At 71.6% G+C, this 17282-nt stretch carries 11 protein-coding genes, 3 pseudogenes and 1 riboswitch; of the genes and pseudogenes, 2 read left to right on the top strand and 12 right to left on the bottom strand.

What is annotated here, in order from left to right; genetic code table 11:
- Positions 1-46: 46 nt before the first annotated feature.
- From murC to Pflav_RS01380, 12 genes and pseudogenes are all read right to left on the bottom strand, one after another.
- Positions 47-1447 (bottom strand): UDP-N-acetylmuramate--L-alanine ligase, encoded by a 1401-nt coding sequence (murC, locus tag Pflav_RS01430; RefSeq protein ID WP_232070907.1) that lies wholly within the window; start codon positions 1445-1447, stop codon positions 47-49.
- Positions 1444-2552, bottom strand: a pseudogene (gene murG / locus Pflav_RS01425) (undecaprenyldiphospho-muramoylpentapeptide beta-N-acetylglucosaminyltransferase). Before murG ends, murC begins: the two are co-directional and overlap by 4 nt.
- Positions 2552-3952: an FtsW/RodA/SpoVE family cell cycle protein gene (locus tag Pflav_RS01420; protein ID WP_232070906.1), complete on the bottom strand. Its 1401-nt coding sequence runs from the start codon at positions 3950-3952 to the stop codon at positions 2552-2554. Before Pflav_RS01420 ends, murG begins: the two are co-directional and overlap by 1 nt.
- A 1107-nt stretch (positions 3953-5059) precedes the next feature.
- On the bottom strand, positions 5060-6157 hold the full coding sequence (gene mraY, locus Pflav_RS01415; RefSeq protein WP_173033122.1) for a phospho-N-acetylmuramoyl-pentapeptide-transferase: 1098 nt from the start codon (positions 6155-6157) through the stop codon (positions 5060-5062).
- Positions 6154-7535: pseudogene (locus tag Pflav_RS01410) on the bottom strand (UDP-N-acetylmuramoyl-tripeptide--D-alanyl-D-alanine ligase). Before Pflav_RS01410 ends, mraY begins: the two are co-directional and overlap by 4 nt.
- On the bottom strand, positions 7532-9025 hold the full coding sequence (locus Pflav_RS01405) for a UDP-N-acetylmuramoyl-L-alanyl-D-glutamate--2,6-diaminopimelate ligase (protein WP_173033120.1): 1494 nt from the start codon (positions 9023-9025) through the stop codon (positions 7532-7534). Before Pflav_RS01405 ends, Pflav_RS01410 begins: the two are co-directional and overlap by 4 nt.
- Positions 9026-9079: 54 nt before the next feature.
- Positions 9080-11319 (bottom strand): annotated as a pseudogene (locus tag Pflav_RS01400) (peptidoglycan D,D-transpeptidase FtsI family protein).
- A gap of 6 nt (positions 11320-11325) precedes the next feature.
- The gene (gene ftsL / locus Pflav_RS01395) at positions 11326-11853 is read right to left on the bottom strand and encodes a cell division protein FtsL (protein WP_180201252.1); all 528 of its coding nucleotides are present in this window, start codon (positions 11851-11853) and stop codon (positions 11326-11328) included.
- Between the two features lie 45 nt (positions 11854-11898).
- Positions 11899-12909, bottom strand: coding sequence for a 16S rRNA (cytosine(1402)-N(4))-methyltransferase RsmH (gene rsmH / locus Pflav_RS01390; protein ID WP_415624370.1), 1011 nt, complete (start codon positions 12907-12909; stop codon positions 11899-11901).
- A gap of 175 nt (positions 12910-13084) precedes the next feature.
- Positions 13085-13516 carry a division/cell wall cluster transcriptional repressor MraZ gene (mraZ, locus tag Pflav_RS01385; RefSeq protein WP_173033118.1) on the bottom strand — a complete coding sequence of 144 codons (432 nt, stop codon included), beginning with the start codon at positions 13514-13516 and terminating at the stop codon, positions 13085-13087.
- A gap of 327 nt (positions 13517-13843) precedes the next feature.
- A complete protein-coding gene (locus Pflav_RS44590) occupies positions 13844-14065 on the bottom strand; it encodes an NlpC/P60 family protein (RefSeq protein ID WP_232072591.1) in 222 nt (73 codons plus the stop codon).
- Positions 13987-14481 (bottom strand): NlpC/P60 family protein, encoded by a 495-nt coding sequence (locus tag Pflav_RS01380; RefSeq protein WP_232072819.1) that lies wholly within the window; start codon positions 14479-14481, stop codon positions 13987-13989. The genes Pflav_RS44590 and Pflav_RS01380 overlap by 79 nt, the downstream gene beginning before the upstream one ends.
- A gap of 190 nt (positions 14482-14671) precedes the next feature.
- A riboswitch (cyclic di-AMP (ydaO/yuaA leader) is annotated at positions 14672-14815 on the bottom strand.
- Between the two features lie 531 nt (positions 14816-15346).
- Here Pflav_RS01380 and Pflav_RS01375 point away from each other — a divergent pair.
- On the top strand, positions 15347-16567 hold the full coding sequence (locus Pflav_RS01375) for a Mur ligase family protein (protein WP_173042167.1): 1221 nt from the start codon (positions 15347-15349) through the stop codon (positions 16565-16567).
- On the top strand, positions 16557-17273 hold the full coding sequence (locus Pflav_RS01370; RefSeq protein WP_173033114.1) for a type 1 glutamine amidotransferase: 717 nt from the start codon (positions 16557-16559) through the stop codon (positions 17271-17273). The genes Pflav_RS01375 and Pflav_RS01370 overlap by 11 nt, the downstream gene beginning before the upstream one ends.
- Positions 17274-17282 lie beyond the last annotated feature (9 nt).

Raw genomic sequence — 17282 nt, 5'->3', positions numbered from 1 at the left:
GACACGCCGCACGACCCGCCCACCAACTCCCTGATCAACAGCGAGATCACGCGGGGGGCTCCAGGGCGGCTAGCAACTCGTCGCCCATCAGGGAGATGGGCGGGGCGCCCATTGTTACTACTACGTCGCCGGGGCGGGCGCGGCGGACTACCTCGGCGGCTACGTCTTCCCACGAAGGGACGAAGACCTTTGCCTCCGGTGGGAGGTCTACGGCGGCGGTCAGGGCGATGCCGCCCTCGCCGGGCTGGCGCACCTCGCCGGGGCCGAAGACCTCCAGGATGATCACCTCGTCGGCGATGCCCAGCGCGGTGGCGAGCTCGGCCTGTAGGTCGCGGGTGCGGTACACCCGGTAGGGCTGGAAGACGACGATCAGCCGGCCGCCGGCGGCGACCTCGCGCAGCGTGTGCAGCGCGGCGGTCATCGACGTCGGGTGGTACGCGTACTCGTCGTACACCGCGACGCCGGCCGCGACACCCTTGCGCTCGAAGCGCCGCCGCACGCCGGGGAACGCCGCCAGCGCACTCACCGCGGCCTCCAGCGGCAGGTCCAGCCGTACCGCGGTGAGCACGGCGGCGGCGCTGTTGAGGCCGAGGTGACGGCCGGGCACCGGCAGCGTGACCGTGCCGAGCGACTTACCGTCCAATGTGGCCTGGTACCGCACACCGTCCACAGAGGACGAGATGTCGGTCAGGCGCAGGTCGGCGTCCTCCGCCTCGCCGTACGTGTACACGGTGCGCCCCTCGCCGCGCAGCAGCTCGGCGAGCTCGCGGGTGCCCGGGTTGTCCGCGCAGACCACCACGAACCCGCCCGGCTGCACGAGCCGCGCGAACTCGGCGAACGCGGCGGAGAGCCCGGCCAGGTCGCCGTACGTGTTGAGGTGGTCGGCGTCGACGTTCGTGATGATGGCCACGTACGGCCGGTAGAGCAGGAAGGAGCGGTCGCTCTCGTCCGCCTCCACCACGAAGTACGCGCCGGTGCCGTGGTGCCCGTTGGAACCCGCCTCGGAGATCTCGCCACCGATGACGAACGACGGGTCCTCACCGGCCTGCTGGAGGATGAGCGTGGCCATCGAGGTGGTGGTGGTCTTGCCGTGCGTACCGGCCACCGCGATCGCCCGCCGCCCGGTCATCGCCGCGGCCAGCGCCTCGGCCCGGTGCATCACCCGCAGGCCGCGCCGCCGCGCCTCGACCAGCTCCAGGTGGTCCTGCGGGATGGCGGTGGAGTAGACGACCGTGTCCACACCGTCCAGGTTGGACTCCTGGTGTGTCATGTGGACGGTACCGCCGAGCGCGCGCAGCCCGGCCAGCGACGGCCACTCGCGCAGCTCGCTGCCGGAGACCGGGATGCCACGGGTGAGCAGGAGGCGGGCCAGGCCGCTCATGCCCACGCCACCCACACCGATGAGATGGACGGAGCCGAGATCCTCCGCCGTCAGGGAGTCGCTCACGCTGCCGCCACCGCCTCGTACACGAAGTCGAGCAGCGCCTCGTCGCCGTCGCGCCGACCGTAGGCTGCCGCGGCGGCTCCCATCGCCGCCAGCCGCTGCGGATCGCGTGCCAGCGGGATCACCGTCCTTTCGATCCAGTCCGGACTCAGCTCGGCATCGTCGACGAGCAGACCGCCGCCGGCCTCGACGACCGGCAACGCGTTGCGCTTCTGCTCCTGGTTGCTGTGCGGGTACGGCACGTAGATCGCGGGCAGCCCGATCGCGGCCACCTCGGCGCAGGTCATCGCGCCGCCACGGCACAGCATCAGGTCGGCCGCCGCGTATCCAAGCTCCATTTCGGACAGATACGGCAGCGTCACGTACGGAACCGGCAGGTCGCTCGGGGGCGACACCGCCTCGTTGCGCGCGCCGATCACGTGCAGCACCTGCACGCCGGCCGTAGCCAGCTCCTTGGCGGCGCCGATCACGGCGAGGTTGATCGAACGGGCGCCCTGCGAGCCGCCGGAGACGAAGAGCACCGGCAGGTCGGGGCGGAGCCCGAAGTGGGCCCGGGCCGCGTCACGGGCGGCCGCGCGGTCCAGCGAGGTGATCGAGTGGCGCAGCGGCACACCCACCACCCGCGCACCCCGCAGCGACTCGGCCTGCACCGGCTGGTGCGGGAAGCCCGCCGCGACGTGCTTGGTGAACTTCATGCCCATCCGGTTTGCCACACCCGGCGGCACGTTTACCTCGTGGATCACGATCGGCATCTCGCGGCGCCACGCGGCGAGGTAGGCCGGCACCGACACGTACCCCCGAAGCCGACCACCGCGTCGGCCTTCACCTCGTCGATCACCTTGCCCGCCGCGCGGGCCGAGCGCCACATCCGGTCCGGTGTGCGCAGCAGGTTCATGTTGAGCGACCGCGGCAGCTGGTAGGCCGGGATCTGCCGCAAGTCGTAGCCGTGCGGCGGAATCAGCTCGTTTTCCAGCCCTTTCGCGGTGCCGACGCAGGTGATGCGCACGTGCGGGTCGTGGCGGCGAAGGCAGTCCGCGAAGGCGAGCAGTGGGTAGATATGGCCCCCTGTCCCTCCTCCCGCTAGGACGACCGACCGCAGCACACCCATCACCGTCTCCTCTCGCTCTCCGCGCCAGGCCGTGCCGCCCCCGTGGCGGCCTTGGCGGCGGCCGTGGGCTTCGCCGCTGGCTTGGCGGCCGGCGGTAGCGGTGGCAACGGGGCCCAGAGTAGCCGCACCCATTTGGCGGGTGGACGGGCGTGCAGGGCTCGCGCCGCATCGGGCTCGGCCCGCGCGAAGGAGGCGAGCATGCCTACCGCGGCGAGGGTGACCACGAGGGCACTACCGCCGTCGGAGATGAACGGGAGCGGCAGGCCGGTGATGGGCAGCAACCCCACGACCCCGCCGATGTTGATGATGGCCTGGCTGGTCAGCCAGGTGGTCACGGCCGCGGCGGCGAGCCGGCGGAACGGGTCCTCGACGCGCCGGGCGATGCGCAGGCCCGTGTACGCCAGCACGGCGAACAGCGCGAGCACCACGACACACCCCACGACGCCCAGCTCCTCGGCGAGTACCGCGAAGATGAAGTCGTTGTCCTGGGCCGGCAGCCAGCCCCACTTGAGGCTGCTCTTGCCGAGCCCGACGCCGAACCAGCCGCCGTGCTCGATCGCGTAGCGGGCCTGTATGGCCTGGTAGCAGGAGAGCTGCTCGCAATCCACGGGCGGGTTGAAGAACGAGGTCAGCCGGGCGAGCCGGTAGTTTTCGCTGCCCTCCTCGCTGGAGCCGCCGCCGACCGAGGCAGCCGCGACGAGCAGGCCGATACCGGCGAGGCCGAGCCCGCTAAGCACCGCGAACACCTGGAGCCGGACCCCGGCCGCCCACAGCAGACCGACGACGACGGCGAGCAGGCAGAGCATCGTGCCGAGGTCGTTGTAGCCGACCAGCACGAACAGCAGCCCCACCACCGGGAAGAGCGGGGTGGCCAGCTCGCGCCACCAGCCGAGCGACTCGCCCTTGCGGACCAGCAGATCCGCGCCCCACATGACCAGGCCGAACTTGGCCAGCTCGGAGGGCTGCACCTGGATCGGGCCGAGCCACAGCCAGAGCAGGTGGGCCTTGATCGGCCCGAGCGTGACCACGCCGTCGACCTCGACCTCGGCCATCCGCCCGTACACGACGAGGATGTTGAGGATCACCAGCAGCGCGATCGCCACGCCCAGGACCGGCCGGCCGAGCGCCCGGAACGTACGGGCCGGCAGCCGCTGGCAAGCCCAGAAGGCGACAAGCCCGATGGCCGCGAACACGGCCTGCTTGGTGATCATCGTGAACGCGTTGCCGTTGGTGGCGTACGCCTTCACGCTGGTCGCCGAGAAGACCATCGTGAGGCCGATGACCAGCAGCAGGGCCGCGCTGGAGATCAGCAGGTAGTACGAGGCGAGGGGACGCTGGAGCAGCCCGCGAAGCACCGCGAGCGGACCGGCCCCAGCACCAGCCTTGTCGTCCTCCCCCACGCCCTTATCATCGGCGCTCCAACACGCGCAGCCCCGCTAATGCCCCGGGCGTGTCGCGCACCGCTCGCGATCGGGCCACCTTCTTCAAGAGACAGACAGATCCGAGCTACCGCGATGTCCGCTGTGGTCCAGACCGCCGCTCCCGCAGCCTCACCCTCCGCGCTTGGTCGCGGTCACCCCTCTTGCCTCCGGCGTAAGCGCTCCAGCCTCCGGGATGGGGAAGGAAAGTGCCATCCCATCGGCCCTCGACCCACAAGAGCCGAGCAGACCGATGCCTGGGGCACCAGCGCCGTGCCGTGCGTTTCGGTCCGCCTGTGGTGGCGCCCGGGCCCCGGCCCGCTCGAAGAAAAAAGCGAGTCGAGGGCCGACGGGATGGCACGAAGGGGCGCGGGGCGCGCCCGCGCGCGGCATCCGCTCTGCTTCCCTATGGGAAGCGCCCCGCGACAAGCAAAAGACCGCCGCGGACTCGTCCTTGATCGGCCCCGTCGCGGGTGCCGCCCCGCGTCCGTGGCGAAAACGCGCCCCTCCGGAGCCGTTCGCGTAATTCCTCGTGGGAGGTTGTCAAGCCCGCCTTGCGGCTGCACCAATGCCACGAAAGGGACTTCTTATCTAACGGAGGCCTTTGATTGGCACTCCAAAATGCCCGACTTACGCCAGACGCGCCGGAAGGTCCAGCAGCTTGACCCGCCTCGACAGCGAATTACGCGAACGGCTCTCCGGGGGCAATTTCTCGACACGGACGCCCAACCGCCCATCGATCAAGGCCAGCCCGAACGCCCAAGCCGACCTAGAGCGGCCAGCGGAGGCTGGCCGGGCACGGGTCAACGCCCGCGTTCTAAGCCGACTCCGCGCCTAACAGCTGCCGGTCCCCGGCGGCGCCGTGCCCGAGCGGGCCGCGGACCCGGTCGTGGCGATACTAGAGATCCACTCGCCCTGCTACGCCCACGGGCACGGAGCCGCAAGGCGCGAGCGCATCGCGCTGGGCCGGGCTCCGGCCCGTGTGCGGGCCGGAGGGTTGTGTGGCGCGGAGGGTGAGGCCGCGGGAGCAGCGGTCCGGACCACCGCGGACGTCGCGGTAGCTCACGTCTTTGGCTTGGAATGGATCCCCTAGCTCACGGCGGTGAGGAAGTCGGAGTAGAAGAGGCCGAGGCCGATCGCCACGCCGATGCCGGCGATGATCCAGAAGCGGACCACGATGTTGACCTCGCTCCACCCCGCCAGCTCGAAGTGGTGTTGGAGGGGTGACATGCGGAAGACGCGGCGGCCGGTGGTGCGGAAGGAGATCACCTGGATCACGACCGACATCGTGATGATGACGAAGAGGCCGCCGATGATGAGCAGCAGCAGCATCGTGCGGCTCGCCATCGCCAGGCCGCCGATCAGGCCGCCCAGCCCCAGCGCGCCGGTGTCGCCCATGAAGATCCGCGCGGGTGACGTGTTCCACCACAGGAAGCCGACGCACGCCCCGGCCGCGGCGCCGGCGATCAGCGCTATCTCCAGCGGATCCCGGACCGCGTAGCAGTAGTCCACGCTGTAGTTCGGGTCCGCGCACCAGTGCCGGTACTGCCAGAAGGCGATCAGCCCGTACGCGGCGAGCACCATGATCGACGCGCCGGTGGCGAGGCCGTCGAGGCCGTCGGTGAGGTTGACGCCGTTGCTGGTCGCCATGATCACGAGGATGAAGATGATGACCGAGCCGACCTTGCCGACGTCGAGCCAGTCGACATCCCGGATGAACGAGATGTTGGTGCTGCCCACCGTCTCGGTGTTGGTGCTCGGGAAGTACAGCGCGATCACGCCGAAGACGCCGCCGACGATGGCCTGGCCGATCAGCTTGTACCGGCCGCTGAGCCCACCGCTGTTGCGGCGCCGCACCTTCAGGTAGTCGTCGATGAAGCCGACCGCGCCGCAGAAGACGAAGAGCCCGAGCAGCACCAGCGCGGTGATCGTCGGGCCCACCTGGGCGATCTGCGCCTCGGGCAGCGTGGTGAGGGCGGCGTGGCCGGCGACGTACGCGAGGACCGTGGCGATGATGAACACCACGCCGCCCATCGTCGGCGTGCCCTTCTTGCCCTGGTGGGTCGAGGGGCCGATGGAGCGGATGGGCTGCCCCGCCTTGAGCGCGGTGAAGACCCGGATGCCGACCGGGGTGGCGAAGAGCGAAACGAGGAACGCGACCGCGGCCGCGACGATGACCGCCCTCACGAATCGGCCCCGTCTGCGCGCAGTGCGTCCACGACGTCCCAGGTGCGGTATCGCGAGCCCTTTACGAGCACGACGTCGCCGGAGCGCAGCTCACGCCGCAACGTCGCGACGGCCGCACCCTGATCGGTAACCAGCACCGAGTCTCCTCCCCACGTCGCCACAGTCGCCGCACCGGAGTGGATCGGAGCGGCGGTATCACCCACCACGATCAGCCGGTCGACGCCGAGCTCCGCGGCGAGCCGGCCGACCTCCTCGTGGCCTTCCCTCTCGTACTCGCCCAGCTCGGCCATGTAGCCCAGCACCGCCACCGTGCGGCGGCCCGACCCGGTACCGACCAGCGCGTGCAGCGCGGCCGCCATCGAGGCGGGGTTGGCGTTGTACGAGTCGTCGATGACCGTGACACCGTCGGCACGGTCGAAGACGTCCATCCGGCGGGCGGAGACCACCCGCAGCTCCGACAGGGCGGCCCCAGCTCGGCCACCGGGTAGCCGAGGCTGTGCGCGACCGCCGCGGCCAGCAGCGTATTGCCGACCTGGTGGCGGCCGGCGATGCCCAGCCGCACCGGCGCCTGCCCGTCCGGGGTGACCAGCGTGTACGTGGCCCGCCCGGCCTCCATGACCACGTCGACCGCGCGCACCGACGCGTCCGGCGCCTCCCCGGCCAGCACCACGCGGGCGGTCGTCCGGGCGGCCATCGCGCGCACCCGGGGGTCGTCCGCGTTGAGCACCGCCACGCCGTCCGCGGGCAGCGCCTCGACAAGCTCGCCCTTGGCCTGGGCGATCGCGTCGACCGAGCCGAACTCGCCGATGTGCGCGACGCCGACGTTGATCACGACGCCGACCCGCGGCGGGGCGACCGCGCTGAGGTGGGTGATGTGGCCGAGGCCCCGGGCACCCATCTCCAGTACCAGGAAGCGGGTCTCCTCGTCGGCGCGCAGCACCGTGTACGGGTGGCCGAGCTCGTTGTTGAACGAGCCGGCCGGGGCCACGGTCGGGCCGAGCCGGGTGAGCAGCTGGGCGACGAGGTCCTTGGTGGTGGTCTTGCCGGACGAGCCGGTGAGGCCGACCACCACGAGCGAGGGGAGGCGGTCTACCACGTACCGGGCGAGCGCCGCCATGGCGTCGAGCTGGTCGTCCACCAGCACCGCGGGCACCGGTACCGGCCGGGACGCGAGCACCGCGACGGCACCGGCCGCGACCGCTGCCTCCGCGTAGTCGTGCCCGTCGACCTTCTCGCCCGGGAACGCCACGAACAGGCCGCCCGGCGTCACCTTGCGCGAGTCGAACTCGACCGTGCCGGTCACCCGGGCCGCCGGGTCACCACCGTCGAGCCGGCCGTCGACCGCGGCGGCGATCTCGGCCAACGTCAGCGGGATCATTTGCCCACCTCCGCGAGCGCCGCGGCCAGCTCCACCTGGTCGTCGAACGGCAACACCTCGCCACCGACCTCCTGCCCGCGCTCATGTCCTTTACCCAACACCGCGACGATGTCGCCGGGCGCCGTCTTGCCGACCGCGAAGTCGATCGCCGCCCGCCGTCCCGCGACCTCGAAGAACTCGGCGGCGGCGGTGACGCCGTCGAGCACTCCGCGCCGGATCGCCGCCGGGTCCTCGGTACGCGGGTTGTCGTCGGTGACCACCACGACGTCGGCGCCCTCCGCGGCGGCCCGGCCCATCAGCGGGCGCTTCGCCTTGTCCCGGTCGCCACCGGCCCCGATCACGCAGAAGAGCCGCCCGCCCCGGTCGGTGGCGAGCTCGCGCAGCGCGGCGAGCGCGGCCACGATCGCGTCCGGCTTGTGCGCGTAGTCCACGACGCCGAGCACCGGCCCGGGTGCCGCCACCCGCTCCAGCCGCCCCGGGACACCCGGGCACGAGGCCACGCCGCTCGCCGCGGTGGCCGGGTCGACGCCGACGGCCACCAGCGCGGCGATGGCCAGCAGCGCGTTGGCCACGTTGTGCCGGCCGGGCAGCGAGACCCCGGCCTCGACCGCGCCGTCCGGCCCGAGGGCGGTGAACCGCTGGGCGTAGGCGGAGCCCGAAATGTCCGATGCGCGCCAGGTCGCGGCAGGCGAGCCGGCCGCCGAGTACGTCACCGTGGACGGCTTGAGAAGCGGCGTGAGCGCCTTGTCGTCAAGGTTGAGGATCTCCACCCGGCAGCGGCCGTCGAAGAGCTTCGCCTTGGCCGCGAAGTAGTCCGCCGCGTCGGCGTGGAAGTCGAGGTGGTCGAGGCCGAAGTTGGTGTACCCGCCGACGTCGAAGCGCACCCCGCCGACCCGGCCCATCGCCAGCGCGTGGCTGGACACCTCCATGACCACCGCGGTCACCCCCCGCTCCCGAGCCACGGCGAGCAGCGCGTGCAGGTCGGTCGCCTCGGGCGTGGTACGGACGCTGTCCACCACCAGGTCGCCGAGGCGGGTCTCCACCGTGCCGATCAGTCCGGTCACGTGGCCGGCCGCGCGCAGCCCGCTCTCCACCAGGTACGCCGTCGAGGTCTTACCCGCGGTACCGGTGATGCCGATGACCGTGAGGTGCTCGGTCGGGTCGCCGTAGACCGACGCGGCGATCACGCCGAGCGCGTCGCGCGGGTCGTCCAGCACGATCGCGGGCAGCCCGGCCGCGTCCGCCGCCGAGGCGCCGGCCGGGTCGGTGAGCACCGCCACCGCACCGGCACGGGCCGCGTCGGCCACGAACTCGGCACCGTGCCGCCGCGCGCCGGGCAGTGCGGCGTACAGGTCACCAGGGCGTACGTCACCGCTCGCGTGGGTCACCCCGCTGACCAGCGGATCAGCCGGCGTGGTGACGCCGACCAGCGCCGCGAGGCCGGCCAGGGACCGCGGTGTCGCCGTACGCGGACGGAGATTGCCAGGCACGGCGTCAGACCCTACCGGTTGGTGGCATGAGAGCCGTACAGCACGTCCGGCGGTTCAGGGGTAGACGACAAAGTTCGGCGGCTTCCCGCTGCTCACCGGTACCCCGAAGTGGGTGAGCGCGTACCCCATCATGTCGTGGAACGCCGGCGCGGTGACCTCGCCGCCCCCGCCGCCCGGCGTGTGCGCGAAGACCGCGATGACGTACCGAGGGTTCTCCGCCGGCGCCATGCCGACGAACGACGCGACCGGGCCCGAGACGTACTGGCCGTTGACGACGCGGGAGCCGGTGCCGGTCTTGCCGGCCACCCGGTACCCGTCCACGGCCGCGTGCACGCCCGTGGCGCCCTTCACGGTGGTCACCGCCTCGAGCATCTGGCGCAGCTCGCGAGCGTTCTCCGGGCTGATCACCTGCCGCGTGGTGGGCCGTGCGGCCGGGGTGCGCTTGCCGTCCGGCGCGATCGTCTCCTTCACCAGGTGCGGCTGCACCCACGTACCGTCGTTGGCGATCGCCGCGTACGCCGCGGCCATCTGGAGCGGGGTCACCGCCACGCTGTGGCCGATCGGCACCGAGCCGGCCGCCGAGCCGCTCCAGTCGTCCGGCGGGAGCAGCGCGCCGGCCGCCTCGCCGGGCACGCCGACGCCGGTCGCCTCGCCGAGACCGAACTTCTTCTGGTACTCGTACAGCTTCTCCTTGCCCAGCTTGTCGGCGATCGCGATCGTGCCGACGTTGGAGGAGTACGCCAGGATGCCCGGGATCGTCATCCGCTTGGGCGTCCAGTTGGTGTGCGAGTCCTTGAACCGCTGGTCGCCCTTTTGCACGTTCGGCCCCACCATGAACGTGTCCGTCGGCTTGACCGCGCCCTCCTCCAGCGCGGCGCCGATGGTGATCGCCTTGTGCACCGAGCCGGGGTCGACCACGAAGCTGGTGGCGGTGTCCTCGCGGTTCTCGGGCTTGCTCTTCAACGGCTGCGCCGCGTCGTACGTCGGGTAGCTGGCCTGCGCGAGCACCTCGCCGGTGCGGATCTCGATCACGACCGCCGCCGCCGTGTACGCCTTGGCCGGCGCCATCTTCTCGGCGAGCGTCTTCTGCACGAAGTACTGGAGGTCGCGGTCGATGGTCAGCTGGAGCGAGCTGCCCGGCTGCGCCTCGGTCTCGCGCTTGTACCCACCCGGGATCTCCGCGTCCAGCGAGCCCTGCCCCACCTCGAAGACCCGCTTGCCGTCGACACCGCGCAGCAGCTCGTCGTAGCGCGCCTCAAGCCCCTCCAGGCCGTTGAGGTCCGGGCTGGTGAAGCCGATGATGCTGGCCGCGAGGTCGGCGCCGGGCACCTCCCGCCGCTCGTCCCGGTGCACGATGACGCCGGGCAGCTTGAGCGCGTCGACCCGCTGGCCGACGGAGATGTCGACACCGCGGGCCAGGTACTCGAAACGGGACGTGCCGCCGCCGGGCTGCTTGCGCTTGGCCATCTTGGCCATCAGCTCCGACTTCGGCAGGGCGATCAGCGGCTCCAGCGCCGCGGCCGTCTTCGGCAGGTCCTTGACCAGCTCCGGGTCGACCGCCACGTAACGCGCCTCGACGCTGTGCGCGAGCACCGCGCCGCCGCGGTCGTAGATGGCACCGCGCGGCGCCGGCAGATCCACCCGGTCCAGCCGCGTCTGAAGGCCCCGCTCCGCGAACGCCGGCGACTCGGTGAACTGCATCGTCACGATCCGGATCCCGATCGTGGCGAAGACCGTGAGGGCCAGCACCGTACCCAGCCGCAGCCGCCGCCGCTGGTCCACCAGCGGCGGCGGGCGCCGCGGCGCCTTCTTGCGCGGCGCTGGTGCCCGCTTGGCCGCCGCGGACGCCTTCGCCGCCGCCGTGCGCTTTCGTGGCTCTGGTACCGGCGGCGTGGTGGCCTTCCGCCCGACCCTGGGCGGGGCCTCGGTGCGGCCCGCGCGCGGTTGCGCCCCTGGCGGCTGCCGCCGCCTCCCCCGCCCGCACGGCCGCTGGCGGCGCGTGGCTCGGGCTCAGGCTCGGCGTCGGCACGGCGCCGAGTGGTACGTGGCTTGCCGCCGTCGACCACCTGAAGCGCGGGGCGGAACGGGTCGGTGGTGCGCCCGTTGCGCGGTGTGCGCTCCCGCATGGTGCGGCCGCGCGGCGTGTACGCCCGTGCCTCGGAGATCCCGAAGCCGCGCTCCGCGGGTGCGTCCTCCTCGGGCTGCCCACCCCGGCGCCCGGTGTCGGCGCCACGGTTGGAGCCGCGCCGGGGCTCCTCGCTCCCCCGGCGCGGCTCGGTCGGCCGCTGCGGCATGCTGACCTACTCCGTCGGCTGCTGGTCGGTACCGGTCCCTTGCGTAGTGCCGCCCTGCTCGCTGGTACCCGTGTCCTGCTGGCTGGTGATCGACGGCGGCTGCGTGGCCGGCGTCATCATGCCGGTCACCCGGCCGTCCGGCAGCCGGATCTGCACCGGGGTGCCCTCCACGAGGCCCAGCTTGCGGGCGTGCGCGGTGAGGTTTCCCGGGTCCTCGGCCCGAGCGATCTCCTGCTTGAGCTGCTGCTCCTGGACGTCCAGCGAGGACTGCTGGTCGCGCAGCTCGCCCAGCCGGAAGGCGTTCTCGTTGATCTTCGTGTTGACCAGCAGGATCCCCAGGACGCCGCCGACCACGACGACCAGGATCAGCGCGATGAACGGCGCCCTCGGCACCGCCACAGGCAGGGGCGGCGCGACCCGCAGCCACGGCACCCCAACCTTGCGCTCGCGCGGCGTGCCCCCCGGCTCCGTCGCGAGCTGCTCCCCCGTCACGGTCACCGCGACGGACTCTGCCTTGAGCGCGGTGTTACCCACCGTCCGGTGGTCCTGCTCCGCGGTCCGGCCCCCGACCGCGGCGCTCTATTGGCGCTCGTGCGCCCAACGGCGTTCATGTCCCCTCCCCTCTTCGATCCGGGCCGCGGCCCGCAGCCGCACCGATGCGGCGCGCGGGTTCTCCGCGACCTCCTCGTCGCTCGGGAGCTCGGCGCCGCGGCTGAGCAGCCGCAGCGTCGGCCCGGTGCCGGGCAGCTCGACCGGTAGGTCGACCGGCCCGGTGCTCCGCGCCCGGGCGGCGAGCGCCCGCTTGGTGATCCGGTCCTCCAGCGAGTGGTAGGACAGGATCACCACGCGGCCGCCCGGCGCGAGGGCGTCGAGCGCGGCTGGCAGTGCCGTCTCCAGCGCGGCCAGCTCGCCATTCACCTCGATGCGAAGTGCCTGGAACGTTCTCTTGGCGGGGTGCCCCCCGGTGCGCCGGGCCGGCGCGGGTATCGCGTCCCGCACCAACTCGGCCAACCGTGCCGACGAGGTGATGGGCGTCCTTGCCCGCTCCCGCAGGATCGACGCGGTGATCCGTGCGGCGAACTTCTCCTCGCCGTACACCCGCAGCACCCTCGTCAGGTCGGGCGCCTCGTACGTGTTGACGACCTCTTCGGCCGTACGGCCGCGGGTCTGGTCCATGCGCATGTCCAGGGGCGCGTCCCGCGAGTACGCGAACCCGCGGTCGGGCGCGTCGAGCTGAAGGGACGAGACCCCGAGGTCGAAGAGCACCCCGTCGACCCGCTCGTAGCCGAGCCGGTCGAGCACCTGGGGCAGCTCGTCGTAGACCGCGTGCACAAGGTGGACGCGGTCGGCGAAGGGCTCCAGCCGCGCCCGCGCGTGGGCGAGCGCCTCCTGGTCCCGGTCCAGTCCGACGAGGACGGTCCGCGGATGTGCCCGGAGCACCGCCTCGGCGTGACCGCCGAGGCCGAGGGTGGCATCCACGTGCACGGTCGTGCGGTCACCCCGGTCGAGCGCGGGCGCGAGCAGCGTGAGGCACCGCTCTAGCAGCACAGGTACGTGAGTACCGCGCAGCTCCCCCATCTCGACCCCCAGTGACCCGCCCGTGCGCATGCGCCCGGTGCCTGAAGAACCGTGCGCCGTACTGCCAGATCCCCATCCGCCCTTCCGTGAGCCTCCTTCGCGGGAGGCCGGGACGCGCCTGGCATCGGGGAAGAGATGCCAGGAGCAGGAGCGGCTGGAGATCTCGCAGTACGGCGTCTGCCAGCCCTTACAGTCCTCCGGGCAGCACCCCCTCCTCGATGCCCGCGAAGTCGTCTTCGCTCTCGGAGAGATAGGTGTCCCACGCTTGCTTGTCCCAGATCTCCACCCGGGTGCTCGCACCGATCACGACGAGTTCACGGCTCAGCCCGGCGTACTCCCGCAGGTGGCCCGGGATCGTCACCCGGCCCTGCTTGTCGGGCACCTCGTCGTGGGCGCTCGCGAAGAACACCCGGCTGTAGGCCCGCGCCGCCTTGTGCGTCATCGGCGTCTCGCGCAACTGGCCCGCGATCCGCTGGAACTCGGGCGTTGGGAAGACGTAGAGGCAGCGCTCCTGCCCTTTCGTGATCACGACACCTCCCGCCAGCTCGTCTCGAAACTTCGCCGGAAGGATCAACCGGCCCTTTTCGTCCAGGCGCGGAGTGTGGGTGCCGAGAAACATCGGCCCACCCCTCGCCCTTCGGCGGCTTTCGCGGAGCCGCTGTCCCCCGGGGCCGGCAGGTCCCTCCGGTGAGTAACCCTGCCACTGCGCCCCACTGTACTCCACTTCCCTCCACTCGCAACCGGAATCGCAGCGTTGCTCGGCTGACTCCGTTGACAAAAGTGCACGTCAAACGCGGTGGGGCGTGGTGGAGGGTCTGGATGGCGACACGCGCCGCTCGCCATTGGGGCCTAAACACGATCCAGGGCAAACCCGGACGGGCTTGCCCTGGATCGTTGGGGGATGTGGTGGTGCCGGGGGATGGGGAGGGAAGTGGAGGGTTCGGGGTCAGGCCAGTCGGCGCACGACGTAGTTGCGCGACCAGATCTTGTGCTTGCCGACCCGCACCCCCGGGCGCGGCGAGTCGTACATGTAGCCGCCGCCGGCGTAGATGCCGACGTGCGTGCCGTACGAGCCGGAGCGGATGACGATCAGGTCACCGGGGAGCACCTTGTTCTTGGCGACCCCCGTGCCGGAGCGCTGCTGCTCGTTGGCCTTGTGCGGGAGCACCCGCCCGGTGGCCTTCCGGTACACGTACTTGGTGAAGCCCGAGCAGTCGAAGGCCGAGGGCCGGAGGCGCCGAACCGGTACGGCTTGCCGATGTGCTTACGGGCCTCGGCGAGCACCCTGGCCCGGCTGTTCACCACGGACACCTTGACCTTGCCGGTGGCGGTTGCCCGGTACGCGCCGCGCCCACTGTAGACAGCCCGGTACAGGCGGCTCTCGGACGGCTTGATCGAGAGGATCGACTTGCCGGTGGAGTAGACGGGGCGGGTGCCGGTGCTGACCCACTTGTTGCCCTTGCGGACCTGGAACTGCACGGTGCCACCCCACACCGGCTTACCGGTCCTCGGGTCAGTGATCGTGGCGGTGAGCATCAGCGTGGAGCCCCACGCCAGGCGCGTCGTGCTGGGCTTGATCGTCACGCGCGGCGCGATCGTTGCGGCGGTCGCCGCGACGGCCCCGGGGCGTTCGGCGCGGGCGCGGGCGCGGCGAGTGCCGGGCCGGCCAGGAGCTGGCCGGCGCAGACGCAGAGCCCAACCGCGAGAGCGAGCCCGCGGGCCCGGCGTTTAGAGGGCAGGCTTCGCCCGCCCGAACAGAGTTCGTGCACGGTATCGATTCCCTCCGGCACGCCTGCGAGGTCAGCTGTCGGGTTCGGGCGGGAAGGATTGCCCGGCCGCCGTGGCGGCTTCACCCCAAGGCCTCAGCCCGGCCGGTCTCCTCCCCGGCGGGCTGGGGTCTGTCTGGCAGATCTTTGCGGGGCTGCGGCGGGTCCAGACGACGACCAGCGGCACCGGACGAAAGGCCACATACAACACCGGTATGCGACCTTCCGTCCGGCACCCCCGGACGCCGCCTGGACCTCGCCTCGCACCCGCAAGATCCACCAGACAGACCCCAGGACCACAAATCTTGGGTCCCCCGTCCCTGCCCGCTATGCCGTTGTGTGTCTCCAGTGTCCGCACCGGACGGGTGGGCAGGGCTCGGCGTGTCCCGGCGGTGCGGCCGGGACTTCGACCCGGCCCAACGTTTGTAGCCGATGCCCTCACTGACATAGAGTGATGAAGATCTTGCGGAGCGAAGTTGGCACGACTCTGAATGAGCGCACGCGAAGGGCACTGTCCTAAATGCCAGCACACTAAGTAGTAGCGCCGTTCACGTTCCGTCTACCAATCACGGTGAGTATCACCACACACTTCGTGGCGTACAGGGCGTTCAAGGACGGCTATCCGGCGGTGCGGCGAAGATCCAGAGATCGTTGGTAACCTCGCCTCCGTGACAGACGGCAAGATGCCCCTGCGGGCGAAGGTCGCCAGCTCGGTCTCCCGCACGGCGGCCGCCCTGTCGCGAGCGGCGGGGCGCGGCGACGGTTCGGTGATCGGCGGCTGGATCGGCCTGAAGATCGACCCCGACCTCCTCGCTCACTTGGCGGCCGGGCGCTCGATCGCACTCATCTCTGGTACCAACGGCAAGACGACCACGACCCGGCTGGCGGCGGCCGCCGTGGGCGTGCTCGGACCGGTGGCGACCAACGGCTTCGGCGCCAACATGCCGACGGGCCACACCTCGGCGCTCGCCAAGGCGGGCCAGACGCCGTACGCGGTGCTGGAGGTCGACGAGCACTACCTGGCGCAGGTGCTGATCGCCACCGAGCCGCGCGTGGTGGCCCTGCTCAACCTCTCCCGCGACCAGCTCGACCGGGCCAAAGAGGTCGCGATGATGGCCCAGATGTGGCGCACCGCACTCGCCAAGCACCCTGGCGTACACGTGGTGGCCAACGCGGACGACCCGATGGTCGTGTGGGCCTCGGCCGGTTCGCCGGCCGTCACCTGGTTTAGCGCCGGCCAGCGGTGGCATGACGACTCGTGGGTTTGTCCCGAGTGCGGCTCGCCGATCGAGCGCCAAGCCGACCAGTGGTGGTGCACCGGCTGCTCGTTGCGCCGGCCCGTCCCGCAGTGGGTGGTCGAGGACGACGGCGTGGTCGACCCCCGCGGCGCGTGGCACAAGGTCTCGCTCCAGCTCCCCGGCCGGGTCAACCTCGGCAACGCGGCCACCGCGCTCGCCGTGGCGGCCCAGTTCGGCGTCCGCCCGACCGACGCGGTCTCCCGGCTTTCCACGGTGGCCTCGGTCGCCGGCCGGTACGCGCAGGTGGTCCGCGAGGGCCGCAACATCCGGCTGCTGCTCGCCAAGAACCCGGCGAGCTGGCTTGAGGCGTTCGACATGGCCGATGTGGCGCCGACCCTGCTGTCGATCAACGCACGCGACCCCGACGGGCTCGACACGTCGTGGCTGTTCGACGTCGACTTCAGCCCCCTGCGCGGCCGCCAGGTCCTCATCACCGGTGACCGTGCGTATGACCTGGCAGTACGCCTCGAGGTGAACGAGGTGCCCTTCCAGCACGTACGAACATTCGGCGAGGCGGTGAAGCTCGTACCGCCGGGCCGGCTGGAAGTGATCGCCAACTACACCGCGTTCCAAGACATCCGAGCGGAGCTCGACCGTGTCCTCTGACAGCATCATCAGCATTGTCTGGATCTATCCGGACCTGCTGTCCACGTACGGCGACCGGGGCAACATGCTCATCCTCGCCCGCCGGGCCGCGCTGCGCGGGCTGCCGGTCCGGACGGTGGAGGTGCGCTCCGACCAGCCGATGCCCACCACCGCCGACATCTACCTGGTCGGCGGCGGCGAGGACGGCCCGCAGGCGCTCGCGGCGCAGCGGCTGATCGCGGACGGCGGCCTGCACCGCGCGGTGGCGCAGGGCTCGGTGGTGTTCGCGGTGTGCGCGGGGTACCAGCTGCTCGGCGGCTCGTTCTTCGCCAAGGGCACCCAGTACGCCGGCCTCGACCTGCTCGACTTCCGCTCCGACCGCGGACCCACCCGTGCGGTCGGGGAGCTGGGCGGCCCGATCGACCCGCGGCTGGGGCTGCCCCCGCTGACCGGGTTCGAAAACCACGGTGGCCGTACCCACCTCGGCCCCAGCGTCTCGCCGCTGGCCCGGGTCAGCACCGGCATCGGCAACGACGGCGCGACCGAGGGCGCGTGGCGGGGCAAGCTGCTCGGCACGTACTCGCACGGCCCGGCCCTGTCCCGCAACCCGGCCATCGCCGACCTGCTGCTGCGGTGGGCCACCGGGTACGACACGCTGCCCCCGCTCGACGACACGTGGGCCGACCGCCTCCGGGCGGAGCGCATGGCTGCCACGGCGGCGGCGTGACGGCCCGCC

This window comes from Phytohabitans flavus (genome assembly GCF_011764545.1).
Lineage (GTDB): Bacteria > Actinomycetota > Actinomycetes > Mycobacteriales > Micromonosporaceae > Phytohabitans > Phytohabitans flavus.
This window is presented reverse-complemented; position numbering and strand designations above follow the sequence as displayed.